We start from the raw sequence: 17,618 nt of genomic DNA, 5'->3' as shown, positions 1-17,618 counted from the left end.
GGGCTGGCATTGATCGAGCTTTTTGCCATCAGAAGCGGCACCATGTATGAGCTTGTCACAGAGAGTGTGACACTTCAGGGGCAAAGGTATCAAGCCCCTCGCTCAATTCAGGCAAATATTATCACAAAGCAAGGCAGTCAAACATATTACCGTGTCTCGGAAGGGGACACGGTTCTTTTTAAATGGAAAGGAAAAGAGCTGTTTAGAGGCATTGTTTTTTCCCGGACGCCTGTTGAAGGAAAGCTGACGTTTACTGCATACGATATGCTCCAATATTTGGTGAAAAACCAAGATGTCTATGTTTTTTCAAATCAAAGAGCAGATCAAATCTTAAGGCGGATTGGAGCTGACTTTCAAATTCCAATGACCTCCATCGCCAATACAGGACATGTCATAAAATCACTAGTGTTTAAAAATGATACAAGCTTGTATGACATGATATTGAAAGCATTGAAAGAAACGAAGCGGCAAACAGGAAGAAACTATCAAATCTATTCTGCTAAAGGCAAGATGGGGCTGAGAGCCTGGCCTGATCCAGAGGACGTATGGGTCATTGAATCAGGCGTTAATCTCATCAGCTATCAATACAGCACCTCGATTGAAGAGACAGCCACTCGTGTCAAGATGCGTACGTCTGCTGATGAACAGGGGAAGAATAAGAAAAAAGGCAGTAAATCCGAGATTGTGGTGATTGAACAGGATAAAGCCGGTCAGAATAAATACGGTATTTTACAGCATGTTGAGACAGTCACAGGGCAAATCAACCAGCCGCAGCTGCAAAAAAGAGCCAAAGTACGGCTGGCAGAGAAAAAAGGCGTCAAACAAGAAGTCAAAAGCATACAAGCCCTAGGAATTCCTGAGCTGCAAAGCGGTCTCCCAATCTATTTGAAAATTCCTGAAATCAACGTAAAAAAAACTTACTGGATCGATCAAGACAAACATGAATTCAGTGGGGTGAAACACACCATGACCATTGATGTTGTTGAGAAGAATTCCATGCCAAAGGGTGATCAAGCGTGAGATTAAGTGAAGCGATTAAACGATTAGCAGTGAATGCAGTAGACGCAGCATCTCCAATTGATCTTGTTATCGGAGAAGTCACGGCAGTTTCCCCTCTCGGCATCCGATTAAATGAAAATCATAAGCTGATCATTCCAGAAGAATTACTGATTTGGCCGAAGCGCTTAAATAAGGGTGAGGATGATGAGCTGAAAAGGGGAGACAGTATTATGGTGCTTGCAATGGCAGGAGGCCAATCCTTTTACATCATCGACAAATTGTAAGGGAGGTGATGAACGTGGCACTTTCACCAGAGGAAGAAATCGAGGAAATAGAAGAAGATGAAGAGGTCGAAACCTCAACGACGTATCGAATAGATTTTGAAACTGGCAGACTGACAGGCGAAACCATTTCAGGTATTGAGGCAATCCGGCAATTCATTTATATGACACTTAGGACAGAGCGGTATGCACATCCTATCTACAGCCACGACATTGGCACTGAAATTCAGGAGCTGTTGACGGATACAGAAGCTACGGATGAATACAAAGAAATGGAGATTCCAAGGCTGCTAGAGGAAGCACTGCTCGTTGACGAACGGATTGATCATATTGAAGAGTTAGAGGTCACAAAACAAAATGACTCGTTTCATGTCAAACTAGCGATTGTCACAGATGAGGGCACATTAGAAATAGAGGAGGTGATGGAGGGCGATGTTTGAGGAACAGACGTACGAAGCATTAATGGAAAGAATGCTGGATAGACTGCCAGATGATATAGATAAAAGAGAAAACAGCGTCATTTGGAATGCCTTGGCACCTGCTGCCGCTGAACTGGCCCAGTCCTATATTTGGCTTGACCAAGTGTTTGAGCTGGTCTTTGCAGACACAGCACAAGGAGAGTTTCTAGATCGGCGGGCTGCTGAAGTAGGAATTGAAAGAAAACCAGCCACTAAAGCGGTTTGGTCAGCGGTCATTCAGCCAGACAATATCAACATACCAGCTGGCTCACGTTTTTTTATTGAAGACGTTTATTTTCAGTATTCGAAGGATGGTACTCTAGAATGCGAGACACCTGGTAAAGCCGGCAATGTTCAATTAACAGATCAGCCGCTGCTGTCACTTGATACAATTCCAGGACTTGAATCGATTAAGATGAAAGAACTGGTGATACCAGGTCAAGAGGAGGAAGATGACGCTTCTTTATATGATCGATATTTAATACGTGCGAGGCGGGAGGCTGTCAGTGCCAACAGGGCGCATTATAAAAAATGGGCTGAGGAAGTGCCCGGTGTTGGCAGAGCGAAAGTGTTCCCGCTTTGGAATGGAGAAGGGACGGTCAAAATTGTCATCACAGATGGCAATCTAGATGTTGCATCAGACCTTCTTGTCAAAAGGGTACAGGAATATATTGACCCAGTGCCAGGTGAAGGAGAAGGACAAGCGCCTATAGGCTCAGAAGCAACCGTTGAAAGCGCCAAATGGCTGGATATCGACATAGAAGTGGCTGTCGAACTTCAAATGGACTGGACCCTTGAAGGAGCTCAGAAAGAAATAGAAGAAAAGGTCAAGACGCTGTTGAAATCAATCGCATTTGAAAAGAGTACCATTCGAATGTCCGCCTTAAATGATATTCTGTACCATTCAGAAAGTGTGTCAGATTATGCAGAGGTGTTATTGAATGGAGAGTCGAAAAACTTAGTATTACAGGACATTGAGATTCCGCGTCTTAGGCAGGTGAAGGTTATTGAGCAAACAGGATGAAATGAAAAACTACTTGCCGCCATATTTTACAGAGATTTATGAAGTTGATCACCTGCTCAAGACAGAGGCACCGGAATTTGAGGGATTGGACGAATCTATTTTCGACTTAACGGATCAGTTCTTTCCTTTAACAGCGACATGGGGATTGAATAGATGGGAAAGAATGCTGAAGGTGCAGCGGGAATCAGATGATTCAATTGAACTGCGCAGGGCACGCTTACTCAATATGATGTCAAATATTCCCCCAATCACGTACCTTTCATTAGAGAAATCAGTCAATCGCTTTCTCAAGAATCCAAGTGCTGTCATCCGTCTCACAACCAATCGCTATCACTTCGCCTTACGTGTGAACCTAGATGATCTGCAAAACACGAGATATATTGTAGAAATACTTGAAACGTTAAAACCCGCACACTTGGCTTATACGTTCACGGCTTTTCATCATACTGATGTACATGAAAAAAATGATCATCACGGGAGGCTCACACTGCGGAGCAGAGTGGGTTTTTTCGATCATATCCCAATTTTACTCAATGGTGAATTTGTCTTAAATGGTACGTTTTATCTCAGCGGAACGCGAGGTACAACGGATGTGCCTGCTCGTTTTCGGCATTCATTAAACATAAGAATGCCTCTTCAACATCAGTCAGACACAGCATATCGCATGAACTATGTCATGACTGGAGCGGTACATGAAACGAAGCAAAAAAAGGCACTGACTTTACGCACAAAAAATCAGCTCCAGCATCAAACAAAGAAGAAGATGACGTTCCGTCTGCCAGTACATGTCCAAACTGAGCAGGGTGGAAGCTTACTGATCAAGGATCATTACTGGATTCTCGATGGATCTGTTCCGCTGGACGGATCAAAAATGCTAGCAGCAACTTCTAAAAAAATAGATTTATAAGGAGGATCACAATGGCTGATCAATTAACCGTAACAACACTGTATGCACGTCAACAAATGGCAAAGGCAAGAGCCGAAGGAACAAAACTCACAAAAGTCGTCAAAATGGCCTTTGGCAATGGGGGAACGAAGGATGGAAAACCGATCTCACTAGACGGCACTGAACAAAAACTCAAAAAAGAACTAGTTCAAAAAAATATTGATTCGTTTACTTTCATGGAACCAGCAAAAATCCGCTATACCTGCACGATCGCCGAAGGAGAACTGGCAGGAGAAGTGATCAACGAACTAGCACTCGTCGACGAAGAAGGCAAATTCACCGCCATCCGCACCATGACAGACAAACAAAAAGACGGCGACATCGAATTTGTTTTTGAGATTGATGATATTTATTGATGGAGGGGAAATGAAGTGGACATAAAATCACCTTTACCGTTTGAAACCACTGACAAAGCCCATGCCAACTTGTTTAACCAGATGGTCGACACACTTGTAGAGAATGATCATGCTCTGAGTAAACAAATTGCAGGGATCACAAATGAAAGCTTCTTCAAGCTAACAGGGGATCAAGCCATTCAAGATGCGACAGTCAGCGGCGAGGAATATCCAATAGGTATTACATTCATGGATATTGGTCAAGCCAATGATACGGGATACCCTACAAGATTCGGCTTTGTGAAAAATGAAAAATATAGTAACTTTCGATTTATTCAATATTACTATGGGACTGGAAACGAAGCAGGAAGTTATTTTGATAGCACAGGTACGTGGTGTCGTCACTGGTGGACTGGTTCGGGTTGGACCGACTGGCATAAACTCTCTGGGTTCTGTCATGCCAATATAAGTACAACTGGGAAGCAGTTATTAACCAAGGGAGAGTATCAAAAAGTCCTTTTTAATCGAAAGATAAAAGACAGTCATAACAATTTTGATATCAAAAATAATCGCTTCATCTGCCCTGAAAACGGAATGTATTCAGTGAATGCTGGTGTGTATATTGAAAGCTTTCAACGGTATGCAAACTTTGAATTATCGATCTATTTAAATGGAAAAAGATATAAAAATATTTCACATCAAAGACAAAGTCCGACAAGCCCATCTGATACGTTGAGTTTTAGTATGGGACTTTATGGTTCTGCCAATGTACCGGCTAATAAAGGGGATTATTTAGAAATTTACATGTACGCAGGATATGACGGAGACGTTAGTCGTTATATATCAGATAACTCAGGCTGGTACAACTATTTTGACATTACAGAAGTAGGCGGCCGAAATTTCCCGCGAGTATAGGAGGGTTTTAATGATTTTATATGAAGCCATTAAATATAAATATCCCGATGCGGATCCGCAAAAGGATTTTGAACTAAGAAATGACGGTGCTGGTTCGTATATAGATGAATGGTATCTTGATGTGCCCAAACCAACAGAGAAAGAGTTGAAAAAATGGTGGGAGGAATCACAAGCCAATCCAAGGTATCAACCACCGCTCCCGCTAGATTATCTAGCACAAGAAGTAGCAAAAGAAAAGCTGATGAGAAAACAGCTTGAACATCAATGTGATCTTCTATCAAACGAACTAAAAGCGCTAAAAAATGAGATCCTTTTCATTAAAGGAGAGAGTGATAGATGAGTTATTGGGTAATGGCATTATATTTCAAATGGGTGACACCTGGATTGGTCAAACAGGCAATTGAACTAGGTGATTGTTCAATGGAAGATCTAAATGCAGGATACGAGCAAAGGATACTCACTTTAGAGCAGCTGCAAGAGATTGAACCAAATTTCAAGGCAAGGGAGTGAAAACCGAATGGAAATAAAAGAACCAAAACCATTTAACGTGAATGATAAAGCGCATGCAGATCTGTTTAATGACATGGTCAGAGTATTACTTGAAAATGATACTGGATTATTAGAGCATCTCTTAAAACATACAAATGATGGCGGAGTACACGCATCTGAAACAGAAAAGAAAAAATGGAATGAATCCCAGAGTTATAAGATCACGGCTGATAGTGGAAGACAGCTTATCAATGTGTCAGCCGGGGAAAGCATATTTGATGCGATAAAAGACAAAGGAACATGTACATTTTATGCAGCTGCTGGCGTGGAGGATTCACCTGCCTTACCGAATGTATCAATAAGAGGGCTGCAGACAGTAGGGCAAGAAAATATTGGATCTGGCTTTGCGATTGATATGTCAGGTAATGCTTATTTTTTCTATTATGATGCTGGACATACATCGATTTCATGGACAAAGTTGCCTACAGAAAGCGATATGAATAGATGGGATAACGGTCAATTAGTAAAAATCACACAAGATAATGGAAAGCCCATTTATCATGGATTTGCTAGCGAAACAGACTATAACACCCTCACTCAGACAGGAATGTACCTCATTTATAACCAAGGTATAAACGGTCCATCATCCTTTAATCGAGTGTTTTTATTGGTCATGAGTTATGGCAGTACATTAGTGCAAATAGCATACGAATCTGTTTATGGGAAGAACACATACTTTAGAGTTCTTAAACACAATGCAGAATCATGGACACCATGGGAGAAGCAAATCACGCTATCAGATTTATTAGAAGGATCTTGGGAAACACCTAAAGAGATTAAAAGCAATTGGAAGGAATATGACCCTATTAATTTACCAGTAAAATATCGCAAGAATCTCCTAGGTGAAGTTGAGATAGTAGGAGCTGTAAAAGGTGGGACATTAGGAAATAATGCAGTGTTTAATTTGCCTGAAGAATATCGGCCGAAACAGGCAATGCATTTTGTAGGAGTCGCTTCTAGTATAGGGACTCCAGGAGTACCACAATTCCATCGTACCTTAATAGATAAAGAGGGTAATGTATGTGTACAATCATCTTCAAATAACGCCAATCCCACTGAGTTTATTACATTTGGTTTTAAGTTCAGCACAAGGTGAAGCTAATAAAATCAATATTTAGAGCTGAAATATAAAAGGAGAATGTTCATGGAGATAAAGACACATCGTTCTTTTAAAGTCAGTGACAAAGCCCATGCAGATCTGTTTAATGACATGATCAAGGTTATTCTTGAAAATGATGTTGGACTTTTGGATCAAATCAATCAACACAAAAATGATGCAACATCTCATGCATCTGTAACAGAAAAGCAGAAATGGGATCAATCTCAGTTATATAAAATGACAAATGATAACGGGTCCCAGTTGGTGAATATCCCTGCTGGCGGCAGTATTTATAACGGGATTAAATCGTTAGGTGCCTGCTCGTTCTATGCTCCGGGAGGTTCTGGAGTAGTCGATTCTCCTGCTATAGGTAATGCTGCATTAAGAGGCTTTCAGCTTGTAGGTCAAAATAATATTGGCGTAGGAATCGCGATTGACACATCAGGGAATGACGTCGGAATTAACTGGCTCCAATTGCCGACACAAAATGAAAAAAACAAATGGGACGCAGGACAACTATCTAAAATCACTGCTGACGATGGAAAAGCTTATGAAAGAATTAATGCAAACGATCCTAGTATTTTAGATAAACTTATCAAATTACCTGGCGTGCATTCTTGGTATATTCATGAAGCACACCCCGATCTGCCTACAAAAAGTTCTATGAGGGTCTTATCAGTCTTTAGTGAAAATACTTATGGCTGGATCATTTAACGCAGCTATTTGCTATCTTTAAAGGAGCTGAATCAAAATGATGTTTCCAACTGTAGCAGATATCAAACAATTTTGGGACTGGCAATGTTACGGCCCAGAGGACATTGCATTTTATGTAAGCATCGGCTGGATCTCGGCAGATGACTATCAAGACATAACAGGAGACAAATACGAAGCCTAATGGCTTTATTTTTTTGCCGGAAAGAAGGTGATTCCAATGGAAGTAGATGTCGTACAGAACTTAATGACACAAGGCCCCTTTGCCGTTCTCTTTTGCTGGATTCTGTTTTATGTTCTCAACACAACGAAGGAACGAGAAAATAAGCTCAATGCACAAATCGAGGCACAAAATGAAGTGTTAGCAAAGTTTAGTGAAAAGTATGATGTCGTGATCGACAAACTCGACAAAATAGAACGAAATTTAAAATAGGAGGAAAGATCATGAAAACATTCGACAAAGGCACTGTGATTCGCACAGTGCTTCTTTTTATTGCTCTGATCAATCAAACGCTTGTCATGTTTGGACAGACGGTGCTGCCGATTAGTGAGGAGCAAGTACAAACCGCAGGTGAAGCACTTTATGTGGCAGGTTCTACGATTTTTACTATGGTCACAGCGGTAATAGCTTGGTTTAAAAACAATTATGTGACCTACAAAGGCCAATTACAAAAAGATGCTCTGAAACAAAGAGGGCTAACAAAATAATACTTGAAGGAGAAACGACATGGTAAAAATCATTCAAGCATTGATTCCAAAACAACATCGCAACAGACCAGGAAAAACAATGAAGCCGCTCTATATTACAGTGCATAATACGTCTAACAGTGCAAAAGGTGCTAATGCAGCCAGTCATGCAGCATTTGTTGCACGTTCAAGTACCGGGGTGAGCTGGCATTACACCGTTGATGATAAGGTGATTTATCAGCATTTACCGTTAAACGAAAACGGCTGGCACGCAGGGGATGGCAGAGGCACCGGCAATATGAAATCAATTGGTATTGAAATTTGTGAAAATGCAGACGGCAGCTTTGAACAAGCAGTCGAAAATGCCCAATGGCTCATTCGAAAGCTGATGGGAGATTTCGGAATTCCTTTATCAAATGTAGTGCCTCATAAACATTGGAGCGGGAAAGAGTGTCCAAGGAAACTTCTCGGACGATGGGATCAGTTTAAAGCTGGAATAGCCACAGCACATACCGGTAGCAAAAGCACAAGAAAACCAGTTCAGACAGAAAGCTTGAGCCACAAAGCACCCGTTCCCAGACAAAATTCGTCAAACCTGCCATCTGGCATTTTAAAAGTCACCAAGCCCTTGACAAAAGGCCCTCAAGTCACAGCCGTGCAAAAAGCCTTATCTTCCCTCTATTTTTACCCAGACAAAGGGGCAAAAAACAACGGGATTGATGGCTATTATGGACCAAAAACGGCGAATGCGGTCAAGCGGTTTCAGCTCATGAACGGCTTAGCTGCAGACGGAATTTATGGACCGAAGACGAAGAACAAAATCGAACAATTGCTGAAGAAGTAATGATTTGATAAAAAGAGCTATCAGCAAGTGAGGAAATGCTTCCTTGCTGATAGCTAACTAAAATTGACTTCATTTGTGATATAATCGGCCAAATCACTATTATGAAAAAAGAAATGTTCCAGATCATCATGCTGTCAGTGCTGCTCATCTATTTCTTTTATCACGGAATGACGAGCGATTTCCCTGTGTCCTACACAATCATTCTCATCCTAACTTATCTTTCTGTGATCACATACCGCATCATAAAGGTATTAAGAAAAAACAAAGAACAAACAGAACTGTAAGAGATATGTACATAAAAAAACCATCCTTGATTTTACAAGAATGGTTTTTCGTATGGAGCATAGCGGGATCGAACCGCTGACCTCTACGCTGCCAGCGTAGCGCTCTCCCAGCTGAGCTAATGCCCCGAGTTATGACGACATAATTTATTATAATCAATCCTCCTGTGAAATTCAAGCTGTAAAACATAAACACATCGTCTATTTTTCTTTCTGTTCAATCGGAATATAGTCAAAAATTTCACCAGAATGAACAGAATGGGCTAATCGTCTCAGCCAGTCATAATAGGCTTTTGAGCTTTCAAGCTGCTCAATGAGCTGCTGCGCTTCTTCTCTTATATGTTCCTCCAGCTGATCATCACGCGCCACCTCTTGAAGCTGCTCTTGCGCTTCTTCAATTGCCGCTAAATTGACCTCGACCTCACGTTCCCATTTTTGCGGAAAGAAGTTCGTGAAAAACTTAAAAAAGTCTTTTTCCGCAACAAAGCTGTGTTTTCTTCGGCCCCGGTGAAACGTCTTTTTGACAATATTCATGTCTTGCAGCTTTTTCACACCAGTACTCATACTCGGCTTACTCATTTGCAGCTCTTCACGCATTTCATCCAGTGTCATTTCCTCATTTAAATACATTGTTCCATATAGAATACCTGCACTTCGTGTAATGCCATAGAGATCCATCGTTTCAGCTATGGAATCAATGACTAGATCTTTAGCAGCTAAAATACGATCTTCTGCTTGCGGTTTTTCCTGCTTTTTCATTTTGTCCCTGCTTTCTATTAAGAAAATTCAATCCGTTCAAAAAAATCTTTATGGACTATATGTTAACGAAAGAATACAAAATGTCAAAATAAATGAAGCATACCTCCCTTTGACAGAAAAATTTGAACATGTTAAGTTAATTATGTTCAAAACGTTAAATTTTTATTTAACAAACTTACCGAAAAGAATCAGAGGAGGTTCCTTCTATGAGTCAAACACTATTTATAGACGGACAATGGGTTGGCGCTAAAAGTAGCGACACGCGAGATATCATCAATCCGTTCAATCAAGAAGTGATCGCGACAGTCAGCGAAGGATCTAGAAATGACGCGCAGCTAGCCATTAAAGCAGCGAGAAAAGCCTTCGATCAAGGGGACTGGGCAAACATGCCTGGACTTGAAAGAGGAAATATTGTGTTTAAGATAGCTGAATTGATTAGACGTGATCTTGATGAACTAGCCAAATTGGAATCGCTTGATACAGGCAAAACATTAGAGGAAAGCAAGGCAGATATGGACGATATTGCGAACGTGTTCCAATATTACGCAGGTCTGGCTGATAAAGAGGGCGGGGAAATCATTGCATCACCAATTCCAAACTCGAAAAGTGAATTAGTCAGAGAGCCTGTCGGTGTATGCGGACAAATCACTCCTTGGAACTATCCATTGCTTCAAGCAAGCTGGAAAATCGCTCCTGCACTTGCGGCGGGAAATACAATTGTTCTAAAGCCAAGTGAAATCACACCACTCACCACAATCAAAGTATTTAAACTCATGGAAGAAGCAGGCGTTCCAGCAGGCGTTGCAAACCTAGTGCTTGGACCTGGGGCAACCGTTGGGGATGAGCTTGCTGTGAATGATCAAGTCGATTTAATTTCATTTACAGGCGGTATTGAAACAGGGAAGAAAATTATGCAGGGAGCCAGCGGGAATGTGAAAAAAATAGCCCTTGAGCTTGGCGGAAAGAATCCGAATATTGTGTTTCAAGATGCTGATTTAGACGTAGCGGTTGACCAGGCAATGAATGCTGTATTTTTCCATGCAGGGCAAGTGTGTTCAGCGGGTTCACGTTTGCTAGTGGAAGAATCTATTCATGATGAATTTTTAGAAGAACTGGTGAAGCGTACGAAAAAAATCAAGCTAGGCAGCGGCTTTGATGAAGACACCCAGAGCGGGCCGCTCATCTCAGCTGAGCATCGAGAAAAAGTAGAAAAATACGTCAGCATCGGTTTAGAAGAAGGCGCTAAGTTAGAGACAGGCGGAAAAAGACCTGACGCAGAGGAGCTGCAAAAGGGGTTCTTCTACTTGCCGACCATTTTCTCAGGCTGCACGTCAGATATGCGGATTGTACAGGAAGAAGTCTTTGGACCCGTCCTGACAGTCGAATCCTTCCGTACAGAGGAAGAAGTCATCAAGCTGGCAAATGATACGATTTATGGTTTAGCAGGAGCTGTGTGGTCTTCTGATATCAGCAAGGCCGAAAGAGTGGCTCGACAATTAAGATTGGGCACGGTTTGGATCAATGACTTCCACCCTTATTTCGCTCAAGCACCTTGGGGTGGCTACAAGCAATCAGGCATTGGGCGCGAATTAGGACGCACGGGACTTGAAGAATATACGGAGCTGAAGCATTTATATCGAAATACAAAACCTGAAGCGGTTCATTGGTTTAAATAAAAATTAAGCATTTGGAGGAGATTCTTAATGACACTAAATATGAAAATTGAAAGCATGCAGAAATTCCACACATTTGAAATTCCGACTGTTATCAAACACGGCATTGGTGCAGTGAAACATGTTGGTGAAGAAGTGAAAGCATACGGCGTTTCAAAAGTATTGCTTGTAACAGACCCTGGTATTTATCAAGCCGGCGTGGTGGACCCAGTAATTGCTTCATTAAAAGAAGCACAAATCGATGTCGTTCTATTTGATAAAGTAGAGCCAAATCCGCCAGTCCGTCTAGTGAACGAAGGATCTGCTTTATATGAAAAAGAAGGCTGTAATGGATTAATCGCAGTAGGCGGCGGCAGTTCAATGGATACAGCAAAGGCAATCGGAGTAGAGGCGACCCATGAAGGCTCAGTCCTTGATTACGAAGCGGCAGAAGGAAAAAAACCGCTAGAAAACAGAATCCCTCCTTTAACCACTATTCCGACAACAGCTGGTACAGGTTCAGAGGTAACGCAGTGGGCGGTCATTACTGATGAAGAAAGAGAATTCAAATTCAATACTGGTGGACCTCTCATTGCAGCTCATCTAACAGTAATTGATCCAGAGCTTCATGTGTCCATGCCGCCTCATGTGACAGCAATGACTGGAATTGACGCGCTTGCTCACGCGATTGAATGCTATACGATGAAATTTGCTCAGCCGATTACAGATGCGGTAGCGCTCATGGCAATTGAATATGCTGCTCATTATATTCGCCGTGCCTTTGCTGATGGCGAGGACTTAGAAGCCAGATATGGAATGGCACAAGCTGCGATGCTTGCCGGGCTTTCTTATGGAAGTGAATCAGCTGGAGCTGCACATGCGATGAGTCAAACACTTGGAGGTATTATTCCTGTCGCTCACGGTCAGTGTGTTGCAGCGATGATGGGACCAGTGATGGAGTATAACTGGAAAGGGTATCCGGAAAAATTCGCTCGAATTGCGCAAGCGTTTGGGATTGATACAAGCAGAATGACAACAGAGGAAGCAGCCAAAGCAGCTGTGAACTGGATGTATGATTTAGTGGAGGATTTAGAAGTTCCTTCATTAGAAGAACAAGGTGTATCAAAAGATATGATTGATCGTTTATCTAAAGAAGCGATGAAAGATCCGCAAACAGTTGGAAACCCAAGAGATTTAAACGAAAAAGCGTACAAATGGATTTATGCTCGCTGCTTTGAGTTAACACCTAAAACAGTGTAACAATGAAAAAAGGCTCCCTAAAGGGAGTCCTTTTTATGTTTTATAGTTGTTCTTTAATTTCTTTGATTTGATGAATATGGCGTTTTTCGTGTGCGCCGATAAAATCAAGATATTGCTTAAGGGATAGCTCTTTAAACACAGGGTGTGCAATGACGCGTTTGAAATCTTCCTCAGTAAATGTTGATAAAATTTGATTGAGCTGCTCACGAGCTGTATCCAGCTCATCCTTTAAATGTGTAGGTGTCACATGCTTGCGGTCAGGCGCAACAATACTAGGCGCAGTGGCTTTTTTTGAACGGTCCTCTGCCATTTCCACCGGCTTTGGTTCATATTCTTTGATCGGTGCTTTTTTCCCCTCAGCAGCTAGATGTTTTGCTGCAACTAGGTCCATTTTCTTTAAATGATCTGCTACCTCTTGAATACTCCAAGTATCATCAGATAATTTTTGGTTCAATTGTTCTTCGTTCAAACCTTGCAGCTCGTGCCACAATTCTTGTCTTGCTTCATGTAATAAACTCATTTTCTTCATCACCTCAAGATCAAATTTTAACATAATGGTACATGACAATCATTCTTGAGCTATCCGAAAATCCCTTTGAAGAATTGTGATGAAATATGAAACCTTTACAAAAGTGGTTCGTATTACCTGTTAGAAGGAATACATTGGAGGTGAGTGTGGTCTAAATGAAACAAAAGATGTTCATTTCATGATGAAAGGGTGAGGAAGATGGATGTGTTCGGGCTGCCTCTTCAGACGCTGTATTTATACATATTGATGATATCAGGAATCCTGACACTTGTTTTCGTCTTTTTCGGCGATGTATTTGATGGATTGTTTGAAGCGATCCCTGTTCCATTCCTTCAACCAACATTGATCCTCGCATTTCTTACCTTTTTCTCGGCTGGAGGGTTTATCTCTGAAAAAACTGCAATTGTAGGAAGTGGACTTGGCGCAGTATTATCTGCCATCCTCGCAGTGATCCTTGTGACCTGTTTGAATGTATTTGTATTAGTCCCGCTTTCCTCTGCTGAAGAATCTCTCTCTTATACGGAAGCCGATTTAAAAGGAAGAACTGGGGAGATCATTGTATCTGTTCCAAAAGACGGATTTGGAGAAGTGCTGTTAATCAGTAATAGCGGGAAAATCTCAAAGCCAGCTGTCAGTTTCGACCAAGAGGAGATTCCATATGGAACCCGTGTGCTAGTTGTCGAAGTGAACAAAGGCGTCTTATCTGTTATACCAAATGAAGAAATCTAGGAGGGAATGCTATGCCAGGAACAACTATTTTAGTGATCATTGGAATTGTGCTTGTAATTCTTATTGCACTTATTGGTGTATTTGTTTCTAAATACCGGACAGCAGGTCCAGATGAAGCATTAATCGTCACAGGAAGTTACCTAGGAAGTAAAAATGTCCACGTGGATGAAGGTGGAAACAAGATTAAGATTGTGAGAGGCGGCGGTACCTTTGTACTTCCAGTCTTTCAACAAGCAGAGCCGCTCAGCTTACTATCTAGCAAGCTAGATGTTTCAACACCTGAAGTCTATACTGAACAAGGTGTACCGGTCATGGCGGATGGAACGGCCATCATTAAAATTGGCGGATCGATTGAAGAAATCGCGACTGCTGCAGAGCAATTTTTAGGGAAAACAAAAGAAGACCGTGAAAACGAAGCGAGAGAAGTATTAGAAGGCCACCTTCGTTCCATCTTAGGATCAATGACAGTCGAAGAGATTTATAAAAACAGAGAGAAATTTTCTCAAGAAGTACAACGTGTCGCTTCTCAAGATTTAGCGAAAATGGGTCTTGTCATTGTATCGTTTACGATTAAAGATGTTCGTGATAAAAATGGCTATTTAGAATCTCTAGGTAAACCAAGAATTGCCCAAGTAAAACGCGATGCAGATATTGCAACAGCTGAAGCAGATAAAGAAACACGTATCAAACGTGCCGAAGCAGATAAAGATGCGAAGAAATCTGAGCTTGAGCGTGCTACTGAAATCGCTGAAGCAGAAAAGATTAATGAGCTGAAAAGAGCAGAATTCAGACGTGAACAGGATACAGCAAAAGCAAGTGCTGACCAAGCGTACGATCTAGAAACAGCTCGTAACCGTCAGCACGTAACTGAACAAGAAATGCAAGTCAAAATCATTGAGCGTCAGAAACAAATTGAATTAGAAGAAAAAGAGATTCAGCGTCGTGAACGTCAATACGATTCTGAAGTGAAAAAGAAAGCAGATGCGGACCGTTATGCTGTTGAGCAGTCGGCTGCCGCGGAAAAAGCGAAACGCCTCGCTGAAGCAGATGCCAAGAAATACAGCATTGAAGCAATGGCAAAAGCAGAAGCTGAGAAAGTCCGAATTGATGGGCTTGCCAAAGCGGAAGCGGATCGTGCAAAAGGGGAAACAGAAGCAGAAGTCATTAGACTAAAAGGACTTGCAGAAGCCGAAGCGAAAGAGAAAATCGCTGAAGCATTCGAACAGTATGGTCAGGCAGCGATTCTTGATATGATTGTGAAAATGCTACCTGAATATGCGAAGCAAGTATCTGCACCACTTTCTAACATTGATAAAATTACTGTTGTGGATACGGGCGGTAACGGAGAAGGCAGCGGTGCCAATAAAGTTACAGGCTATGCCACAAATCTCATGTCCAGTCTGCAAGAAAGCCTGAAAGCATCCTCTGGGATTGATGTCAAAGAAATTATTGAGAATTTCTCTGGCAAAGGCAATGTGAAACAAAGCATCCAAGAACTAACCAATGAAATCAAACAGCCAAGAAAAAAAGAAATCGCTGATCGTCAAATAGAAGAATAAAATCAAAAGAAGACACCTTCTATCAGAAGGTGTCACTTTTTTCTGTAATCATTAAAAGGTATGCTGACAAAACGTCGGTCATTGAATTTTATATAATAGGAATTTATCATAATGAAGATAGGGTGAAAAAAACTAAAAGGAGTGGCGCGGATGAAGGTGAGACATGCTGTACATCAAGATATTCCAAAAATCGCCGAAATACATGTGAAAAGCTGGCAGACGACTTATCAAGGGATTATTTCGCAGGAGTATTTAGATGGTTTAAACATTGCAGAGAAGGAAGAGAGCTGGAGAAAAAGATCGCTTGAAGGCACGTTTGTCGCAGAAGATGCGGATGGCGTATTTGGTTTTGCCTCTTTCGGAAAACAACGTGACGAACGTTATTTTACATATGATGGAGAGCTATATGCCATCTATTTATTACAACAGAAACAGAAATCAGGAGCGGGTATGGCTTTGATTGCAAAAGGAGTGGATTATTTAATAGAGAAAGGCTTTCAGAAAATGTTGCTCTGGGTATTTGAGCAAAATTCAGCGAATCAATTTTATCAAAAGCTTCAACCTAGTTTTGCCGTCACCAGCCAGTTCGAGCTGGCTGGTGAGAAACATGAGGAAATAGGGTATGGTTGGGAACTGTCTGTACTAAGTGCTCATGTTCAACAGATTATATCGTCAGCTTCCAGTAATAATGAGAGAAAAAAGTAAAAAGTGTGGCGAGCAAAATATAAGATATAAAAGGAGAAGCCTCTACTTTTCCTTTCACACCTGCTATTTTTAGTGCCTCATAGAAACTTGCCAAAAAGTAGGCGAGACTGAGAATGTAACAGCACAGCATAATGGAGTAAGGATTCATTGTCGTACCTCCAGCATGAAATCTTCTATTATTAATAGATTCCAGGGAGCAGCAAATTATGCATAAAAAAATAACCAGCTGAAATCAGCCGGTTATTTTTGATGAGGAAAAACCAAACGAGATGCACTTGGGATGAGTATGCAAAGAACGATACTGCAAATAATAAATGAAGGAACCATATATGTGCTGTTATAAATTAAAGAGTAGACCCATCCTGGTGTTCCTTTCGGAGCATATTGAGAAAAGAAAACGACGCCAGAAATAAAGAACGTCAGCAGTCTGAAGAAACTAGCAACAAAAACAGCTAGGGTAATATAGAAGAATTGCTGTTTTCGCTTTTGATCCTGAATGGCTTTTTTGATCAGTCCAGAAAACAGGCCGCTTAAAGAAATAACAACAGATGCAACGAAGTAATCGAGGAATCCTTGAACAGGTGTAGCGATGATCGGGCTATTCATCAGCTGAAGACCTGCGATTAACACACCGATAATAAATCCGGTAGATATTCCCCATCTAATAGACATGAGAATGACGGGAATCATAATCAGCGCAAGAGAACCGCCATTGGGCATTCTTAAAAAGAGACCTGATAAGTAATCTAATACAAGTGCAAGTGAAGTCATAATCGCGATTTCCATCAGTCGTACCAATTGATTTGATTGCTGCATAAAAAAATCTCCTTTTCATGAATTGAGCAAGGAGAGACCGTGTAAGGATGAGTATGTTATTCATAGAAAAACATATCGATTTGAATACACCGTATGTATTCAAGTGATTCCACATTCCTACTTCAGTATTAACTGACAGGTTCAAAGGGTCAGAACAACGAATGTTCACTCTCAGCACAAAGCTCCCCCTGCGGTTATTAAGTTTCAATCTATTATAAATATACTAAAGACCTGCAGGATCAACAATAGACAATTCCCGAGATAAGCAGCATTTGTATCAATATATAGGAAGAGATAAGGAAAAATAAATTATTTAGAAAAAATACTTGTTTCTTCTTTCAAAAGGTGTTATATTTGTATTCGCCGCTGAAACAGCGCGGTTGATAAATAACATTAAGAAAAAAGTTGTTGACTTTATCTTGATAGAATGTTATATTAATAAAGTCGCCTCTGAGAGACGACGAAGATGATCTTTGAAAA

Annotated in this window: 23 protein-coding genes, 1 tRNA gene and 1 riboswitch; of the genes, 20 read left to right on the top strand and 4 right to left on the bottom strand. The window is 41.1% G+C overall.

The window, feature by feature from the left end:
- Positions 1-9 precede the first annotated feature (9 nt).
- From AWT60_RS05255 to AWT60_RS05185, 15 genes are read left to right on the top strand one after another with little or no spacing between them, the layout of a single operon-like run.
- Positions 10-1,020, top strand: a complete 1,011-nt coding sequence (locus tag AWT60_RS05255; RefSeq protein WP_048237251.1) for an XkdQ/YqbQ family protein — start codon at positions 10-12, stop codon at positions 1,018-1,020.
- Complete coding sequence (locus AWT60_RS05250) at positions 1,017-1,283, top strand: DUF2577 family protein (RefSeq protein WP_041107576.1); 267 nt, start codon at positions 1,017-1,019, stop codon at positions 1,281-1,283. Before AWT60_RS05255 ends, AWT60_RS05250 begins: the two co-directional genes overlap by 4 nt.
- A 14-nt stretch (positions 1,284-1,297) precedes the next feature.
- Complete coding sequence (locus tag AWT60_RS05245) at positions 1,298-1,720, top strand: DUF2634 domain-containing protein (RefSeq protein WP_024423252.1); 423 nt, start codon at positions 1,298-1,300, stop codon at positions 1,718-1,720.
- Entirely contained in the window at positions 1,713-2,762 is a 1,050-nt protein-coding gene (locus AWT60_RS05240) for a baseplate J/gp47 family protein (RefSeq protein ID WP_218676999.1), read from the top strand. The genes AWT60_RS05245 and AWT60_RS05240 overlap by 8 nt, the downstream gene beginning before the upstream one ends.
- A complete protein-coding gene (locus AWT60_RS05235; RefSeq protein WP_163114959.1) occupies positions 2,746-3,669 on the top strand; it encodes a YmfQ family protein in 924 nt (307 codons plus the stop codon). Before AWT60_RS05240 ends, AWT60_RS05235 begins: the two co-directional genes overlap by 17 nt.
- Before the next feature lie 11 nt (positions 3,670-3,680).
- On the top strand, positions 3,681-4,064 hold the full coding sequence (locus AWT60_RS05230) for a phage tail-collar fiber domain-containing protein (protein ID WP_041107568.1): 384 nt from the start codon (positions 3,681-3,683) through the stop codon (positions 4,062-4,064).
- 15 nt (positions 4,065-4,079) lie between these two features.
- Positions 4,080-4,958, top strand: a complete 879-nt coding sequence (locus AWT60_RS05225; protein ID WP_218676998.1) for a hypothetical protein — start codon at positions 4,080-4,082, stop codon at positions 4,956-4,958.
- A gap of 10 nt (positions 4,959-4,968) precedes the next feature.
- Positions 4,969-5,298 (top strand): XkdW family protein, encoded by a 330-nt coding sequence (locus AWT60_RS05220; RefSeq protein ID WP_041107564.1) that lies wholly within the window; start codon positions 4,969-4,971, stop codon positions 5,296-5,298.
- Positions 5,295-5,468 (top strand): phage portal protein, encoded by a 174-nt coding sequence (locus AWT60_RS05215; protein ID WP_024425891.1) that lies wholly within the window; start codon positions 5,295-5,297, stop codon positions 5,466-5,468. Before AWT60_RS05220 ends, AWT60_RS05215 begins: the two co-directional genes overlap by 4 nt.
- Before the next feature lie 7 nt (positions 5,469-5,475).
- Positions 5,476-6,603, top strand: a complete 1,128-nt coding sequence (locus tag AWT60_RS05210; RefSeq protein WP_024425890.1) for a pyocin knob domain-containing protein — start codon at positions 5,476-5,478, stop codon at positions 6,601-6,603.
- Between the two features lie 48 nt (positions 6,604-6,651).
- Positions 6,652-7,320, top strand: coding sequence for a hypothetical protein (locus AWT60_RS05205; RefSeq protein ID WP_256928287.1), 669 nt, complete (start codon positions 6,652-6,654; stop codon positions 7,318-7,320).
- Positions 7,321-7,357: 37 nt separating this feature from the next.
- Entirely contained in the window at positions 7,358-7,501 is a 144-nt protein-coding gene (locus AWT60_RS05200) for an XkdX family protein (protein WP_034624530.1), read from the top strand.
- 36 nt (positions 7,502-7,537) lie between these two features.
- Positions 7,538-7,750 carry a BhlA/UviB family holin-like peptide gene (locus AWT60_RS05195; protein WP_012011023.1) on the top strand — a complete coding sequence of 71 codons (213 nt, stop codon included), beginning with the start codon at positions 7,538-7,540 and terminating at the stop codon, positions 7,748-7,750.
- Between the two features lie 11 nt (positions 7,751-7,761).
- Positions 7,762-8,025 carry a phage holin gene (locus AWT60_RS05190; protein WP_019743388.1) on the top strand — a complete coding sequence of 88 codons (264 nt, stop codon included), beginning with the start codon at positions 7,762-7,764 and terminating at the stop codon, positions 8,023-8,025.
- Positions 8,026-8,044: 19 nt separating this feature from the next.
- Positions 8,045-8,848 (top strand): peptidoglycan recognition protein family protein, encoded by an 804-nt coding sequence (locus tag AWT60_RS05185; protein ID WP_218676997.1) that lies wholly within the window; start codon positions 8,045-8,047, stop codon positions 8,846-8,848.
- Positions 8,849-9,185: 337 nt separating this feature from the next.
- Here the strand turns inward: AWT60_RS05185 and AWT60_RS05180 are convergent.
- A tRNA-Ala gene (locus AWT60_RS05180) sits at positions 9,186-9,258 on the bottom strand.
- 72 nt (positions 9,259-9,330) lie between these two features.
- A complete protein-coding gene (gene cudC, locus AWT60_RS05175) occupies positions 9,331-9,888 on the bottom strand; it encodes a transcriptional regulator GbsR (protein ID WP_076839866.1) in 558 nt (185 codons plus the stop codon).
- Between the two features lie 206 nt (positions 9,889-10,094).
- Here cudC and betB point away from each other — a divergent pair, with 206 nt between their 5' ends.
- Together betB and gbsB are read left to right on the top strand one after the other, a co-directional pair.
- Positions 10,095-11,564 carry a betaine-aldehyde dehydrogenase gene (betB, locus tag AWT60_RS05170; RefSeq protein WP_041107556.1) on the top strand — a complete coding sequence of 490 codons (1,470 nt, stop codon included), beginning with the start codon at positions 10,095-10,097 and terminating at the stop codon, positions 11,562-11,564.
- A gap of 27 nt (positions 11,565-11,591) precedes the next feature.
- Positions 11,592-12,800, top strand: a complete 1,209-nt coding sequence (gbsB, locus tag AWT60_RS05165) for a choline dehydrogenase (protein WP_208945983.1) — start codon at positions 11,592-11,594, stop codon at positions 12,798-12,800.
- A gap of 40 nt (positions 12,801-12,840) precedes the next feature.
- Here the strand turns inward: gbsB and AWT60_RS05160 are convergent, their stop codons facing one another.
- Positions 12,841-13,320 (bottom strand): DinB family protein, encoded by a 480-nt coding sequence (locus AWT60_RS05160; RefSeq protein WP_034624515.1) that lies wholly within the window; start codon positions 13,318-13,320, stop codon positions 12,841-12,843.
- Between the two features lie 207 nt (positions 13,321-13,527).
- On the opposite strand from AWT60_RS05160, the gene AWT60_RS05155 reads away from it, so the two are divergent.
- The 3 genes from AWT60_RS05155 to AWT60_RS05145 all read left to right on the top strand — a co-directional run bounded on the left by AWT60_RS05155 (position 13,528) and on the right by AWT60_RS05145 (position 16,322).
- Entirely contained in the window at positions 13,528-14,058 is a 531-nt protein-coding gene (locus AWT60_RS05155) for an NfeD family membrane protein (RefSeq protein WP_034284306.1), read from the top strand.
- Between the two features lie 11 nt (positions 14,059-14,069).
- Positions 14,070-15,617 carry a flotillin lipid rafts scaffold protein FloT gene (locus AWT60_RS05150; RefSeq protein WP_024423234.1) on the top strand — a complete coding sequence of 516 codons (1,548 nt, stop codon included), beginning with the start codon at positions 14,070-14,072 and terminating at the stop codon, positions 15,615-15,617.
- Between the two features lie 150 nt (positions 15,618-15,767).
- Entirely contained in the window at positions 15,768-16,322 is a 555-nt protein-coding gene (locus AWT60_RS05145) for a GNAT family N-acetyltransferase (protein ID WP_218676996.1), read from the top strand.
- Between the two features lie 240 nt (positions 16,323-16,562).
- Here the strand turns inward: AWT60_RS05145 and thiT are convergent, their stop codons facing one another.
- Positions 16,563-17,138 (bottom strand): energy-coupled thiamine transporter ThiT, encoded by a 576-nt coding sequence (gene thiT, locus AWT60_RS05140; protein ID WP_039180928.1) that lies wholly within the window; start codon positions 17,136-17,138, stop codon positions 16,563-16,565.
- Between the two features lie 97 nt (positions 17,139-17,235).
- A riboswitch (TPP riboswitch) is annotated at positions 17,236-17,337 on the bottom strand.
- Positions 17,338-17,618: the final 281 nt, after the last annotated feature.

It is taken from the genome of Bacillus sp. F2HM (assembly GCF_019266135.1).
Taxonomy (GTDB): domain Bacteria; phylum Bacillota; class Bacilli; order Bacillales; family Bacillaceae; genus Bacillus; species Bacillus safensis.
This window is presented reverse-complemented; position numbering and strand designations above follow the sequence as displayed.